The following is a 12599-nucleotide window of genomic DNA, read 5'->3' on the forward strand; positions in this document are numbered from 1 at the left end:
GGCGAGAAAAGAAAAAGGAAAGACTCATTCCTCTACCACGTACACGGGAACCTTTCCGTGCGGTATGCCGTACTTCTTGCCGTACCACTCACTGAGGAAGTACCAGGCCCCGATGAGGAGCACGAAGCCAAGTGGCAGGAGGATCCACCAGCTGTGGACTCCGAGTCCGAAGAGGAGGTAGAGGATTATGCCGACGCCCGAGGCGGTCATTGCGTAGGGAACCTGGGTCGTGACGTGGTCTATGTGGTCGGAACCGCTGAACATCGAGCTCATGATTGTCGTATCACTGATCGGGGAGCAGTGGTCGCCGAAGATACCGCCGGCGAAGACGGCACCGATTGCCGCGAAGACCTCCGGGCCAACGTAGCCTGTAACGCCGTAGGCGAGGGGTATCGCTATCGGCAGCATGATGCTGAAGGTTCCCCAGCTCGTTCCGGTCGTGAATGAGATGAACATCGAGATGAGGAACACTATCAGCGGCACCCAGCTCCCGGTGACGCCGGCGCTCTTGGCGAGGTCGACGATGTAGGGGGCGGTTCCAACTGCGTCTGTCGCGCTCTTGATGCTCCACGCGAGCAGCAGGATGGTGTTGGCTATGACCATCTGCTTCATGCCGCGGACTATGGCGTCCTCGGCTTCCTCAATCGTCATCTGCTTGGTGGCGAGCACGAGGAAGAAGGCCACGACGACCATCGCGAAGCTTCCCCAGAGGAGCGCCAGTGCAGAGTCGGAGTTCCCGAGGACTCCCATCAGTCCATCGGTGGCGTAGACCTCGCCCCCACCGCCGGTGTACCACATACCGTAGAGGGTGACGAAGATCAGCGTCAGTATGGGCCATATGAAGATGTGGACGCTTCCCCCCTCCTTGGGCATGCCGAGATCAACCTCGGTGGTCATTAGCGGCTTCGCACCGTCACGCAGGACTTTGCCCTCCGTCCTGGCGCGCATCTCGGCCTGGAGCATGGCACCATAGTGCCTGTGGGTGAGCGCCACGATGAAGACGAGTATTATCGCCAGTATCGAGTAGAACCTGAAGGGAACGCTGTGGGCCCACGCACCGTAGGCGCCCCCAACAGACGCCAGGTCAACGTTCAGCTTGCTGAAGGCGTCCCCTATCAGGCCGACCTCGTAGCCTATCCAGGTCGAGACTATCGCCAAACCCGCGACCGGTGCAGCCGTTGAATCGTCGATGTATGCAAGCATCTCACGCGAGACCCTCGTCCTGTCGGTGATGGGCCTCATGGTGTTACCGACGATGATGGTGTTGGTGTAGTCGTCGAAGAATATGAGCACACCGAGGAGCCATCCCATCAGAGAGGCGCCGCGGCTGCTTTTAACCCTGCTCGCGAGGGCGCGGCCTATCGCATACGCACCGCCGGACTTATAGATCAGCCCGACGCCGGCTCCAATGAGGAAGTCGAACAGCAGTATCTTGACGTTCCAGTCGTCGGTGGCGTTCGCCACTATCCAGTCAAGGGTCTGCGTGGTTCCGGTCACTGGGTTCCAGCCGGAGATCATGACGCCCCCAATCCAGACACCGGCGAACAGCGCTAGGATAACCCTCTTCGTCCATATCGCCAGTATAATAGCCACCAGGGGTGGCAGCAGAGACAGTATTCCGAAATCCGACACGGTTTCACCCCCACCTAAATATCATGCCTTGAATTCTTGGATGGGATATAAGCTTTCCTGAAGACTTTTTGACATAATGACATATTTTCGAAAATTTCATGGCTCCTTTCCATACATTTGAACCGAATTTCCTGCGTTCTGGTGAATACTGGTGTACCCCTGCATTAATGCATACTCTCAAGTACAATAATGCGCACCAATTCCATAAAAATCTTTCCCAGAAAAAGCTTCAGAAAAGAGTGTTTTGGGCTTAAAAAACGCTAAGTAGGGACGACTTACTCGGAAGAGTAATTGAAAAGTGGGAGTAATTTCATGGAGAGCCTCTGATGAGCTCCTTCAGTTTCAGGAAATCCTTCCGCAGTTCCTCCTTCAGCGGGGGACGGTATAGGGCCACCGCCGGGTGGTACATCGGCATTATGACGAATTTCCCGAAAAGGGTGTTTGCCTCGAAAGTTTTCCCGTGTATCTTGCTTATCGGTTCGGCTTCGAAGCCGAACTTTTCGAGGATGTAGCGCATCGAGTGCCTGCCGAGGGGCACTATCACCTTGGGCCGGATTATGTCTATCTGCCTGTCGAGGTACGGGGAGCAGGCCTTGATTTCATCATCGGTGGGGTCGCGGTTTTCGGGGGGGCGGCACTTCACTATGTTGGTGATGTAGACCTCGTCCCGGGTAAGCCCTATCTCAGCCAATAGCTCGTCGAGAACTTTACCCGCCCTGCCGACGAAGGGAAGGCCCTTCTGATCTTCCCAGTACCCCGGTGCCTCTCCGACGAACATTATTTCAGCACCGTAACTTCCGGAACCAGGAACGGCGTTCGTTCTGAGCTTCCCGAGGGGGCACCTCTGGCACGCCTTAATCCGCTCCTCAAGCTTTCTCATCGCCTCTTCCCTGCCCATGGGAACACCTCATTTCCTGAGTCCGAGAGTCTTCTGGGCGAGGTAGGCCTTGAGGAACTCGACCCAGGCGGTGTAGTAGCCCTTCTCGTATTCGTCTCTGAACTCGTGTTCGAGTATTCCCTGGAAGTGCTCAAGGAGCTTCTCTGCCTTTTCCCGGTCGTGCTCGTTTATCAGCTGGACTATAAGCGCGTCGGTGTCGTTGTCCTTCAGGGCGCTCATGAATCCGTTTATGGCCTTTCCGTAGCCCCTGCCCCACTCGTCGGAGCCGGCCATCTTCTGGAGCTTCTCCAGGTGCGCCTTCGCCTTTGTGAAGTCCCTCCTCAGCAGAGCACGGAGGAACATTTCCATCCTCATTTCTCTCGCTGGCATCTCACCACCGGACTAAGTTTGAGGGCCTGCTTTTAACCTTACCCCTCTACCCAAGTATGGGGCATAGATATGCAGGAAAATCTTCATATTTACGCAAAAGTTTTTATACCAGATGATTGGATAAATGACCAAAGGCGAAAGTTGAAGAGGTGAGTAGCATGGCAGAGAGCGTTGGTGAAGTGCCCAGCGGTGAGAAAGAATTCGACCAGCTAACGAGGAGGATCAGGGACATAGTCGAGTTCCCGGAGATCAGCGAGGAGGAGTTCGAGGAGATGCTCAGGAAGGCCAGCAGGGCCTACGGTGCACCGCTGCCGCACAGAACGTATTCCCTCTGCCCGGAGACCAGAAGGGTTGTCCCCGCACTCGTCTGGGAGAAGGACGGCAAGGTATGGATAACGAAGCGCTGTCCGGAAGGTATGATAACCGATGTCTATTATGAGGACGTTGAGCAGTATTACAGGTTCCAGAAGTGGAAGTTCGATTTCAAGCTCATGAGCGCCAACGTTGACGCCTCGGGCGTCAACTGTCCCCTCGACTGCGGCCTCTGTGCGAGGCACCGCTCCCACACCAGCCTTCTCAACATCGTTCTCACCAACCGCTGCAACCTGAGCTGCTGGTACTGCTTCTTCTACGCCAAGGAGGGCCAGCCGATATACGAACCCACCCTCGAGCAGATACGCATGATGCTCCGCAACGCCAAGAAGGAGCATCCGATAGGTGCCAACGCCGTCCAGCTCACCGGAGGCGAGCCCACCCTCAGGGATGACCTCATAGAGGTAATCAGAATCGCCAAGGAGGAGGGCTACGACCACGTCCAGCTCAACACCGATGGAATAAAGCTCGCTTTCGAGCCGGAACTGGTCAAAGAGATACGCAGGGCAGGGGTCAACGTACTGTACCTCAGCTACGATGGAATGAGCCCCCAGACCAACTGGAAGAACCACTGGGAGATTCCGCTCATCTTTGAGAACGTCAGGAAGGCCAACGGGCCGGGCATAGTCCTCGTGCCGACCACCATAAGGAACGTCAACGACCACGAGCTCGGGGCAATAATAAACTTCGGCCTCAACCACCTGGACATCGTCAGGGGCGTCAACTTCCAGCCGATTTCCCTCGTCGGAAGGGTCCCCAAGAAGGAGCGCCAGCGCTTCAGAATAACGATCCCCGGGGCCATAAAGCGCATAGAGGAGCAGACTCACGGTGCAATAGCCAGGGAGGACTGGTACCCGATCCCGATAGCCGGCCACATAGCCAAGTTCTTTGAGGCATTTTCAGGAAGCAAGTACTACATGACCAGCCACTACGGCTGCGGCGCGGCGACCTACGTCTTCCTCGACAGGGAAAACAAGAGGGTCGTTCCGATAGGAAGGTTCCTCGACGTCGAGGGGTTTGTTGAGTACCTGGAGAGCAAGGCGGAGGAGATAGAGCACTGGAAGAGCATGGGCAGGCTCCACAAGCTCAAACTTGGTGCCGAGATATTCATGAAGTTCAAGAGCTTCTACGACGAGAAGTACGCCCCGGAGGGGCTCGGAGTCCTCGACCTCATAAAGAACGCCTTCGTTCACGGCAACTACGACGCCCTTGGAAAGTTCCACATAAACTCCCTCTTCCTTGGAATGATGCACTTCATGGACGAGTACAACTACGACGTTGAGAGGGTTGAGCGCTGCGTCATCCACTACGCAATGCCGGACGGAAGGATAGTGCCCTTCTGTACCTTCAACGTGATCCCTGAGCTCTACAGGGACAAGGTTCAGGCCCAGTTCAGCTACACCTGGGAGGAGTGGAAGGCCATGCACCCAGACTGGGAGTACCAGAAGGACAAGTACATCAGGACGAAGGAGTTCGTTGAGCGGATGAAGAACAGCGAGCTCTACAGGAAGACCTACATCGACATCGAGGACTACCTTGGGGTCATGGAAAGCGGGAAGTGAGGTGGTCGAAATGAGCGTCAGTCCGGACAAGAGGCTCACGATGCTCAGCTTCAGGTTCGGGAACATAGACTGGGAGAAGGCCACGGCAAAGCAGTACGAGCTCCTGAAGGACGAGAGGATATGGAGGGCGTTCCTCAACGGATACTCCAAGAACGGCTTCGTGATATTCGACGAGGACGCACTTCCCAGGGAGGAGCTCCTGGAGGCCCTGAAAGAGCTGGAACCGGAAATAGTCGGAGAGGAGCGCATAGCGGTGAAGGAGCTCGTGGAATCCAGCTACTCATGGAACAACATCCTGGGGAGCATGGAATCATAAAAAGAAAAGGCTCAGCGAAGCTCTATTCTTACCTTTCCTTTCATGTCCTCTTTCTCCAGCTCGAAGCTGACGATTCCGCTGAACGAGTCTAGTTCAAGGATGTTCTTGCCTGCCTTAACGTCGAAGGTCTCGGCAACGGCCTCCCCTGCGGGAAGCGAGAGGTCGTACTCATAGACGGTCAGCCTGTTGTCGCCGCTCAGGTAGAGAACCATCCTCGGCTCGCGGTAGCCGTCCAGCGGGATCCCTCCGAAGGTTCCACCGCCCATCTCCTTCGCCATGCCAGGCAGTGCCAGGGGCAGTGAGAAGCTCACCGCAGGTGGCCTCTCCTGGATTACCTTCTCGTCAAGGATGACTATGTCCCTGTTCCCGGTGTCGAAGGGCGTCGCCTCGGTTGAGCCTGTGTTCGGGGTTGTGTTGGTGGCCACGAGGAGCTTTCCGTCCATCTTCTCGATGCTCGTAACCCTCGCCCCAAAAGCCCCAACAATCTTGACCATTGGCGGGGCGATGTAGAGGAGAACGCTGGGGCCGGTTATCGTGTTGGTCGTTGCCCATGTTAGACTTCCATCCGGCCGGTAGAGGACATCGTGGTGGGCGTTGTAGGCCGTCAGTATCCCACCGCCGACGTTTACGGCGTTGACCCTGAAGGGGGCGTAGAAGGTGTAGAACTCAAAGAGGCGGAAGAACCGGAAGTCCTCGCCCATCAGCGGGTTGCCGGCTATTATCCCACCGCGGACGAAGGCAAAGGCCCTGTTGTACGCGCTCGCCAGCGGACCGTATTCTGGCCTTATATACGGTCTCCCATCGACGCTGTCCCCGGGTTTAAACGCCTCCCACTTTCCGGTTATCAGGTCGAGGGCCTTTATCTCCCTCAGCCCGGAGGTGAAGTTGCTGCCGACGCCGAAGAAGGCCGCGTCGTGGACTACCGTCCCCCTGAGGGAAGGCTCGTGGATCAGGGGCTCGGCCTTCCCGGTTCTCCTGTCAAGGGCATAGACGCCGAGGTTTGCGTGCCCGTCCTCCCTCGCGAGCAAAAGCCTGTCGCCGTACGGGTCGTAGAGTATATCGCTAACCTCTCCCGCCCAGTCCGTTTCATGGTGAATCGAGTCCTTCCAGAGGAGCCTTATTGAGTCGTTTTCCGTGTCGTAGACGTGGACGTGGGAGTACTTGTTGTGGAAGAGTATCCTCCTGTCCTCCCTGTAAACGGCAGGGGCGTGAACCCAGCCGCCGAAGTAGATGAACTCATCGACCGTCTCGACCGCGTTGTAGGTATCTCCGCCGCTCGTCGGGGGGTCGCCGAGAAGGGTGAAGTCATAGACCTTCTCCTGACCGTCCCTGACGAAGTGCGCCTCGGCCTCAAAGGCCAGCGTGAAGTAAAGCGTCCCGTTGTGGTATTTCAGCCCGAATATGCCGCCGCTGCCCCACTCCGGGCCGTACCTTGGGGGGAATCTATAGTCCCTGAGAAGCATGGTATCACCGGTAGTGCTATGTGCTCCGGTCTTATTGGCCTTTCGCCTTCGGGAGGCTTTTATACCACCTCACCCTAACTGAAAGCATGAGGCCCTACCGAGGACTGGCGATAATATTCGGCTTCTATGCACTGGGTGAGTTCACGAGCTTTGCCCTCAACCTGCCGATCCCGGGGAGCGTCCTTGGAATGCTCTACCTCCTCGCGGCCCTCCTCGGAGGTGCAGTAAAGCTCGAATGGGTTGAGGATGAGGCCGAGCTCTTCGTCAGGAACATGAGCGTCATGTTCATCCCCCCTGGGGTGGGGATAGTGACCTACCTTGGCCTCATAAGGAGCCAGGCCGTTCCCATATTCACCGCCCTGGTTCTGAGCTTCCTGATCACTCTCGTCGTAACAGCGAAGACCGTTGAGTTTCTCAGGAGGTGGAAGGAATGAACCCGCTCGGAATAACGCTCACCCTCGCTGTCTTCTACCTGTTCTCGGAGCTCCACTCCAGAAAGAGGGCGTTCTACACGAACCCGGTTCTCCTCTCCATAATCACGATAGCGGTCATCCTGAAGTGGTTCGGAATCCCCTACGGGAGCTACATGGACAGCGCGGTAATCCTCAAATTCCTCCTCGGACCGGCGGTGGTGAGCCTCGCCATCCCGGTTTACAAGGGCAGGGAGACCATAAGGGCCTACGCACGGGAGATAGGGGTTGGAATTGTCCTCGGTGGAACTGTTGCAATCCTGAGCGCGTTCTACATCACGAAGCTCCTCGGCGGAAGTGAGGAAGTCCTCCTGAGCATAGCCCCGAAGAGCGTCACCACGGCCATAGCGATCGGCATAAGTGAAAAGATAGGCGGTATTCCAGCTTTGACCGCGGTTCTCGTGATACTCACGGGGCTCCTTGGCAACGCCTTCGCCCCGGAGCTGCTCAGCCTCATTAAGGTCAGGGACAGAATAGCCAGGGGATTGGCGACTGGGGTCAGCTCCCACGGCCTCGGAACCGCGAGGATAATACTGGAGGACGAGCTCGCCGGGGCGGTCAGCGGCCTGGCCATGGCCCTAAACGGTGTCTTCACGTCCCTACTGCTTCCCTACCTAATCGAACTCCTCAAGTAGGCACTCGCTTATCCTGAGCCTGTCCTTGGCGTCGAGGAAGAGCGTGAAGTCCCGTCTCGCGAGCCTGTCCTCAACGGGCGCGTGCTCCACGAGGAAGGCTATTATCTCGGCCGTGCTGTAGGGAACCTTGATTTTCAGCTCGTCGGCCTTCCTGAAGAGCCTCTCGGGAACCGAGAAGATGTCTTCCCCCTTCCTCACTTCGACGCTTATCTTCGAGTTTATCTGCTCCCAGAGGAGGAGCGTGTTCCTAGCCTTCTCGACCTTTTCAAGGGCGCGCCTCTCAAGGATGCTTATATTGGCCCTGCTCGTTCCGAGCATCTCCGCTATCTCGCTCTGCTTAAGGCCCCTGGCTCGCAGGCGGAGGATCCTAATCTGCTGTTCGGTGAGAAAGCTCCGGTTCCCCATTTTAAACACCAGAGTTTAACACGGTGCTGAAGATTAAAAAGTTTTTCTCAAAAAGCTGGACAGAGACCGTTGAAACGCCCGGAGAGCACTAGGGACGAACCCCTCAAACCGGAGAGGACTCACAGGTCTAAAGCTCTCAGAAAAGGCTGTTAGAATTCTGGTGGTCCCGCGGCCCGGATTTGAACCGGGGACCTGCGGATCTACAGTCCGCCGCCGCTCCCAGGCTAGGCTACCGCGGGACCCTACAGGCAGCCCGTTCCATAATCCCCCGGGTAGGTTTATAAATTTTTCTCCCGAGGTAATTGGGGTGGGAACATGAAGCTCTACGAACCTGTTACACTCGCCATGCCGCTCGCGAAGGAAATTGGAGAGTTCATAAGGCGCGAGGGCAGGCTGCCAAGCGGCAACGAGCTCCGCGAGATGCTGAAAAGTTTTGGAATGGATGAGAGCTGCCTCGACCGGGGACTGGCCCTTTACAGGAGCAGGTTCCTTATAGCCCTCGCCTTTCCGAGGGAAGGGACGCTGGTGGTTGACGTCATCTCCTCAAGCGGCGAGCTCAGCGATGCGCTGGAGGTCATAGCCTACAACGACAAGAAGCTCGGGGCATTCGTCGTCGAGATTCTGCCGAGCAACGACCTCGAATACGAGGGGAACATAGGGATAGAGCCGGTAATAATAGACGAAAAAACCCTTGAACTGGAGAGCAACCCCATCCTGGGCCACTTCGAGGAGGACGAAGAGGGGCTCTTCCTCGTCATAGGCCGCGAGACCTACGAGCGCTGGAGAAACGAAGGGGACGTTCACGTCTGCCCCCTCTGCGGCGGAGAACTCGCCTGGAAGGGGGAGAGGGCCTACTGCCAGGACTGCGGTTATGGAGTGAGGGTGGTGAAAAGATGAGCAGGGCGATAAAGACCCAGCTTGTTAAATACTCCCGTCTCGCCCACGAGCGGGGATTAACGGCGGCATTTGGGGGGAACCTGAGCATCAGAAAGGGAAACCTCGTCTTCATCAAGGCCACCGGGGCAGTAATGGACGAGATGACCCGGGAACAGGTGGCGGTCGTGGACATGGACGGAAGGCAGGTCTCGGGGGTAAGACCCTCCTCGGAGTACAGGCTCCACCTCGCCGTTTACAGGAGGCGGCCGGACGTTAGGGCGATAGCGCACCTCCATCCCCCCCACGCGATAGCGGCCACCGCCCTAATCGAGTGGGAACTGCCGATAATGACCCCCGAGGCGGAGATATACCTGAAGAGAATCCCGATAGCCCCGTTCAGACCTGCTGGAACTCAGGAGCTGGCCGACGTCGTGGCAGACGCGATACTCCAGTCCGATGCAGTCTTGATGGAGAGGCACGGCATAGTGACCGTTGGGAGGACTCTGAGGGAGGCATTCTACAAGGCAGAACTCGTGGAGGAGAGTGCAAAGCTCTGGCACCTTACCAGAAAATAGCCGCTTCTTTTTATTCACAAGAAAGCGCAGGAAATGAGCGTAAAAAGAAAACGCTCACTTGACCTGCTCAAGGGCACCGAGGACTTCCCAGATGATCGTCCTCGTGTGCATCGGCATGTTCGGGTCCTCGCTTATCTCCTCAAGGATAGCTATCGCATCGGCCGCCCTGACGGCGGGTTCCTTGCTCTCGTCGAGGAGGGCCTCGATGGCCTGCTCGGCGGCGCGCCTTATGTTCCTTGGAACAACGGTGTCCTGGACGACCTGCTCCTTGAGAACCTGCACGATCTGGCCGATGAGCTCGCTCATTCTATCACCCCCTTTTCTAAAGAATTGTTACTAAAACCTTCCCGGATTATCTTAATCTCTCTTAACTAAAAAGCTTTTCGGTCAACGTCGAAACCGAAGAAAGGGGAAGAGTCCAGACTAGAACTCCACACCCCTCCTCGCGAGGATTCCCCTCCGGTACGGGTGCTTTACCTCCCTCATCTCGGTGACGTAGTCGGCAAGCTCAAACAGCTCCTCCGGACAGTAGCGGCCGGTCAGAACGAGCTCGGTGTGGGGCGCTTTGCTCTTGATGAGCCCCTTGACCTCATCAACATCGAGCATGCCGAAGCCGAGGGCGACGCATATCTCGTCGAGTATCACCAGATCCCATTCGCTGCTTGAGACTACCTCTTTAGCGCGCTGAAGGGCCTTCTTGGCGGCCGCTATGTCGTCGGGCTCGGGCTTTCCGTGGACGAACTTGGGCAAACCGAAGGACTCTATAACGGCACCGCACTCCCTTATCTTCTTCTGCTCGCCGTAGACGTCCGGCGCCTTCATGAACTGGAGGACGATGACCCTTCCGCCGGAGCCGAGCATTCTCACCGCGAGGCCAAGAGCAGCGGTCGTCTTTCCCTTTCCGTTCCCCGTGTAGATGTGGACGAGGCCGAGTTTTTCTTTCCAGGGCATGTTGGCTTCACCGGGTGGATATAATCGCCAGGGTTTTTAGGGGTTTGGAATGGATTGAGTTGTGAGGGGGAACAAGTCTGGCATGAGTTAACCAAAACCTGAGGGGAAGTCCAAAAACGCCCAAAGGCACGGAAAACACAATTGTTGGTCGCATTAGAAAAGTGTCTAAGGCAAGTACACAGGGAATAGCTGATTAGAATTGCTTAAACGGCATTAATCGGGACTAAACTAATTCCAGCCAAGTGAAGTCCCGTCATCAGTGATGGGCCCTTCACCCAGTTAAAGTCCCCTGAACCTTCCCAGACCCCGGTTTGCTCTTGTGGTTCGTTGCCTCTGGTTGTTATCATGATAACAATACACTCTTTCTCTGCCTTTTTTGTTATCATGATAACGCAAAGCGATGTAATCGCCATGGTTTTTAGGGGGTCGGATGAAAGTTATAAAAACCTGTTCAAACTACAACAATGGAGGAACGAATATGAGAGAAGTTCCGTTCGAGGAATATCTGGAATTCATAAAAAAGCACGATCACGTCATTATAGAGAATCAAAGAATAGAGATTGGAAAACCCATCCCAATCAAAACATTTCAGCCTCAGAACTTCAAGCTTGAAACAACGACCGTATGGAGCTTCCCCGAACGTGGAAAATGGGCAACCCATTATGCAAATGCAAAATACAGAGGAAATTGGGCCCCCCAAGTTCCACGAAATCTGATATTACAGTATACAAAGCCGGGGGATACTGTTCTAGATGCATTCTTAGGAAGCGGAACAACGCTGATAGAGTGCAAACTCCTAGGACGACACGGGATCGGGGTCGACATAAACTATGAGGCTCTAATGGTAGCATGGGATAGATTGAATTTCGAGTATGACCCCCGTAAGGATGGGCAGCCCACGTTAAGCTCATACCTCGGACTAAAAGAGAGTATTGAGTGGGTGGAACCTCAAATTCGCCTTTATCATGGTGACGCAAGAAAATTAGACAAAATTGAAGACGAGAGCATAGATCTAATAGCTACTCATCCACCCTATGCTAACATCATAGGGTATACAAAAAGAGCACGTTCTCCTGTGAATGGAGATCTGTCCAACGTTAACTCAATAGATGAGTTTATTTCAGAAATGAAAAAAGTTGCGGAGGAGTTCTATAGGGTGCTCAAACCTGGAAAATATGCTGCGATCCTAATGGGAGACACTAGACGGCATAGGCATTACGTTCCTATAGCCTTCAGGGTCATGAAAGTGTTTTTGGAAGCTGGATTTATATTAAAGGAGGACATTATCAAGGTTCAGCATCATATGAGGGGTACCGAACCCTGGAAAACAAGGAAGAGAGACTTCTATCTAATTGCACATGAACACCTATTCGTGTTTAGAAAATCTGGAGAGGAGGAGAAAACCGAGAAATTCCGGGAAAGTAGAGTGGTTTAACTCCTCCAAAGCTCAAAAAGGGAAATACTGTATTTCTTCGGCGCTGGCCTATTTCGAACTGCAGTCGTTATTATTTTGTCTATATCACCGTATTCACTCTGTGCGATCCATCGTATGAACTTCATAAGAAACTCTCGAGGAGGATCAAGTTTGCTTTTTTTACATCCTCTGCTACCATAATTCCAATCCTGCTCGGCCATTAATAATGAGCCATAAAAAACCGTCACATCAGAGGGATCGAGTTCCATTGAGAAAGTTATGTTCCGAACGTCATCTAGAACTCTATTTATATCTTCTCCATGGTTAATTCGTTCAAATGCCAAAAACACAGTCTTTGCATTCTCTTCATCACTTATCCGTTTAAGATAAAGGTCAAAGAACAACCGAACATGTGTTGGGGCAAATTCCTTTCTTCCCATAGGGTGGAGAACTACTTTAAAATCTCCAGGACATATCTTGTCCGTTCTAACAACGTAGACCTTGGTTCCGTTGGAGCCAGAATATAACAAGGCCCTTCCACCTTCTTTAATGACTCTACGGGTCTTTTGGGTCTCCTTTATTTCTGCAGGTTTTAAATTTTGGACTATCTCAAAAACATCATCTACCTTCACGAACTTCACCAAATATCAAAAGAAGGTAG

At 54.5% G+C, this 12599-nt stretch carries 15 protein-coding genes and 1 tRNA gene; 7 read left to right on the top strand and 9 right to left on the bottom strand.

Annotation, left to right across the window (positions count from 1 at the left end; translation table 11 throughout):
* Positions 1–24 precede the first annotated feature (24 nt).
* The 3 genes from F7C11_RS08880 to F7C11_RS08890 all read right to left on the bottom strand — a co-directional run bounded on the left by F7C11_RS08880 (position 25) and on the right by F7C11_RS08890 (position 2899).
* Complete coding sequence (locus tag F7C11_RS08880; RefSeq protein ID WP_297092832.1) at positions 25–1632, bottom strand: Na+/H+ antiporter NhaC family protein; 1608 nt, start codon at positions 1630–1632, stop codon at positions 25–27.
* A 310-nt stretch (positions 1633–1942) separates the two neighbouring features.
* A complete protein-coding gene (gene udg / locus F7C11_RS08885) occupies positions 1943–2530 on the bottom strand; it encodes a type-4 uracil-DNA glycosylase (protein ID WP_297092833.1) in 588 nt (195 codons plus the stop codon).
* Between the two features lie 9 nt (positions 2531–2539).
* Positions 2540–2899 (bottom strand): hypothetical protein, encoded by a 360-nt coding sequence (locus F7C11_RS08890; protein ID WP_297092834.1) that lies wholly within the window; start codon positions 2897–2899, stop codon positions 2540–2542.
* Positions 2900–3057: 158 nt separating this feature from the next.
* Here F7C11_RS08890 and tes point away from each other — a divergent pair, with 158 nt between their 5' ends.
* Positions 3058–4833 (top strand): tetraether lipid synthase Tes, encoded by a 1776-nt coding sequence (gene tes, locus F7C11_RS08895; protein WP_297092835.1) that lies wholly within the window; start codon positions 3058–3060, stop codon positions 4831–4833.
* 10 nt (positions 4834–4843) lie between these two features.
* Positions 4844–5149: a DUF3213 domain-containing protein gene (locus F7C11_RS08900; RefSeq protein WP_297092836.1), complete on the top strand. Its 306-nt coding sequence runs from the start codon at positions 4844–4846 to the stop codon at positions 5147–5149.
* An 11-nt stretch (positions 5150–5160) separates the two neighbouring features.
* Here the strand turns inward: F7C11_RS08900 and F7C11_RS08905 are convergent, their stop codons facing one another.
* Complete coding sequence (locus tag F7C11_RS08905; protein ID WP_297092837.1) at positions 5161–6612, bottom strand: DUF2139 domain-containing protein; 1452 nt, start codon at positions 6610–6612, stop codon at positions 5161–5163.
* Positions 6613–6698: 86 nt separating this feature from the next.
* Here F7C11_RS08905 and F7C11_RS08910 point away from each other — a divergent pair, with 86 nt between their 5' ends.
* A complete protein-coding gene (locus tag F7C11_RS08910) occupies positions 6699–7046 on the top strand; it encodes a CidA/LrgA family protein (RefSeq protein ID WP_297092838.1) in 348 nt (115 codons plus the stop codon).
* On the top strand, positions 7043–7717 hold the full coding sequence (locus tag F7C11_RS08915) for a CidB/LrgB family autolysis modulator (protein WP_297092839.1): 675 nt from the start codon (positions 7043–7045) through the stop codon (positions 7715–7717). The genes F7C11_RS08910 and F7C11_RS08915 overlap by 4 nt, the downstream gene beginning before the upstream one ends.
* Here F7C11_RS08915 and F7C11_RS08920 read toward each other — a convergent pair.
* Positions 7697–8122, bottom strand: a complete 426-nt coding sequence (locus tag F7C11_RS08920; protein WP_297092950.1) for a Tfx family DNA-binding protein — start codon at positions 8120–8122, stop codon at positions 7697–7699. The two genes, F7C11_RS08915 and F7C11_RS08920, sit on opposite strands and share 21 nt — an antisense overlap.
* Before the next feature lie 161 nt (positions 8123–8283).
* Positions 8284–8361: transfer RNA gene (locus tag F7C11_RS08925), tRNA-Tyr, on the bottom strand.
* 76 nt (positions 8362–8437) lie between these two features.
* On the opposite strand from F7C11_RS08925, the gene F7C11_RS08930 reads away from it, so the two are divergent.
* Both F7C11_RS08930 and F7C11_RS08935 read left to right on the top strand, forming a co-directional pair.
* Complete coding sequence (locus F7C11_RS08930; RefSeq protein ID WP_297092840.1) at positions 8438–9019, top strand: hypothetical protein; 582 nt, start codon at positions 8438–8440, stop codon at positions 9017–9019.
* A complete protein-coding gene (locus F7C11_RS08935) occupies positions 9016–9573 on the top strand; it encodes an aldolase (protein ID WP_297092841.1) in 558 nt (185 codons plus the stop codon). Before F7C11_RS08930 ends, F7C11_RS08935 begins: the two co-directional genes overlap by 4 nt.
* Positions 9574–9627: 54 nt before the next feature.
* Here F7C11_RS08935 and F7C11_RS08940 read toward each other — a convergent pair whose 3' ends face one another.
* Together F7C11_RS08940 and cobO are read right to left on the bottom strand one after the other, a co-directional pair.
* Positions 9628–9879: a UPF0147 family protein gene (locus F7C11_RS08940; protein ID WP_014013138.1), complete on the bottom strand. Its 252-nt coding sequence runs from the start codon at positions 9877–9879 to the stop codon at positions 9628–9630.
* 117 nt (positions 9880–9996) lie between these two features.
* Positions 9997–10524: a cob(I)yrinic acid a,c-diamide adenosyltransferase gene (cobO, locus tag F7C11_RS08945; protein WP_297092842.1), complete on the bottom strand. Its 528-nt coding sequence runs from the start codon at positions 10522–10524 to the stop codon at positions 9997–9999.
* 430 nt (positions 10525–10954) lie between these two features.
* Here cobO and F7C11_RS08950 point away from each other — a divergent pair, with 430 nt between their 5' ends.
* Positions 10955–11959, top strand: coding sequence for a DNA methyltransferase (locus F7C11_RS08950; protein WP_297092843.1), 1005 nt, complete (start codon positions 10955–10957; stop codon positions 11957–11959).
* Here F7C11_RS08950 and F7C11_RS08955 read toward each other — a convergent pair.
* The gene (locus F7C11_RS08955; protein WP_297092844.1) at positions 11956–12579 is read right to left on the bottom strand and encodes a hypothetical protein; all 624 of its coding nucleotides are present in this window, start codon (positions 12577–12579) and stop codon (positions 11956–11958) included. The genes F7C11_RS08950 and F7C11_RS08955 overlap by 4 nt on opposite strands.
* Between the last annotated feature and the right edge of the window lie 20 nt (positions 12580–12599).

It is taken from the genome of Thermococcus sp., from assembly GCF_015521605.1.
Lineage (GTDB): Archaea > Methanobacteriota_B > Thermococci > Thermococcales > Thermococcaceae > Thermococcus.

Coding starts and splice junctions, on each gene's coding strand:
- F7C11_RS08935 (WP_297092841.1), top strand. CDS start 9,016: ATGAGCAGGGCGATAAAGACCCAGCTTGTTAAATACTCCCGTCTCGCC.
- udg (WP_297092833.1), bottom strand. CDS start 2,530: ATGGGCAGGGAAGAGGCGATGAGAAAGCTTGAGGAGCGGATTAAGGCG.
- F7C11_RS08920 (WP_297092950.1), bottom strand. CDS start 8,122: ATGGGGAACCGGAGCTTTCTCACCGAACAGCAGATTAGGATCCTCCGC.
- F7C11_RS08910 (WP_297092838.1), top strand. CDS start 6,699: ATGAGGCCCTACCGAGGACTGGCGATAATATTCGGCTTCTATGCACTG.
- F7C11_RS08900 (WP_297092836.1), top strand. CDS start 4,844: ATGAGCGTCAGTCCGGACAAGAGGCTCACGATGCTCAGCTTCAGGTTC.
- F7C11_RS08930 (WP_297092840.1), top strand. CDS start 8,438: ATGAAGCTCTACGAACCTGTTACACTCGCCATGCCGCTCGCGAAGGAA.
- F7C11_RS08940 (WP_014013138.1), bottom strand. CDS start 9,879: ATGAGCGAGCTCATCGGCCAGATCGTGCAGGTTCTCAAGGAGCAGGTC.
- cobO (WP_297092842.1), bottom strand. CDS start 10,524: ATGCCCTGGAAAGAAAAACTCGGCCTCGTCCACATCTACACGGGGAAC.
- F7C11_RS08905 (WP_297092837.1), bottom strand. CDS start 6,612: ATGCTTCTCAGGGACTATAGATTCCCCCCAAGGTACGGCCCGGAGTGG.
- F7C11_RS08915 (WP_297092839.1), top strand. CDS start 7,043: ATGAACCCGCTCGGAATAACGCTCACCCTCGCTGTCTTCTACCTGTTC.
- F7C11_RS08890 (WP_297092834.1), bottom strand. CDS start 2,899: ATGCCAGCGAGAGAAATGAGGATGGAAATGTTCCTCCGTGCTCTGCTG.
- tes (WP_297092835.1), top strand. CDS start 3,058: ATGGCAGAGAGCGTTGGTGAAGTGCCCAGCGGTGAGAAAGAATTCGAC.
- F7C11_RS08950 (WP_297092843.1), top strand. CDS start 10,955: ATGAAAGTTATAAAAACCTGTTCAAACTACAACAATGGAGGAACGAAT.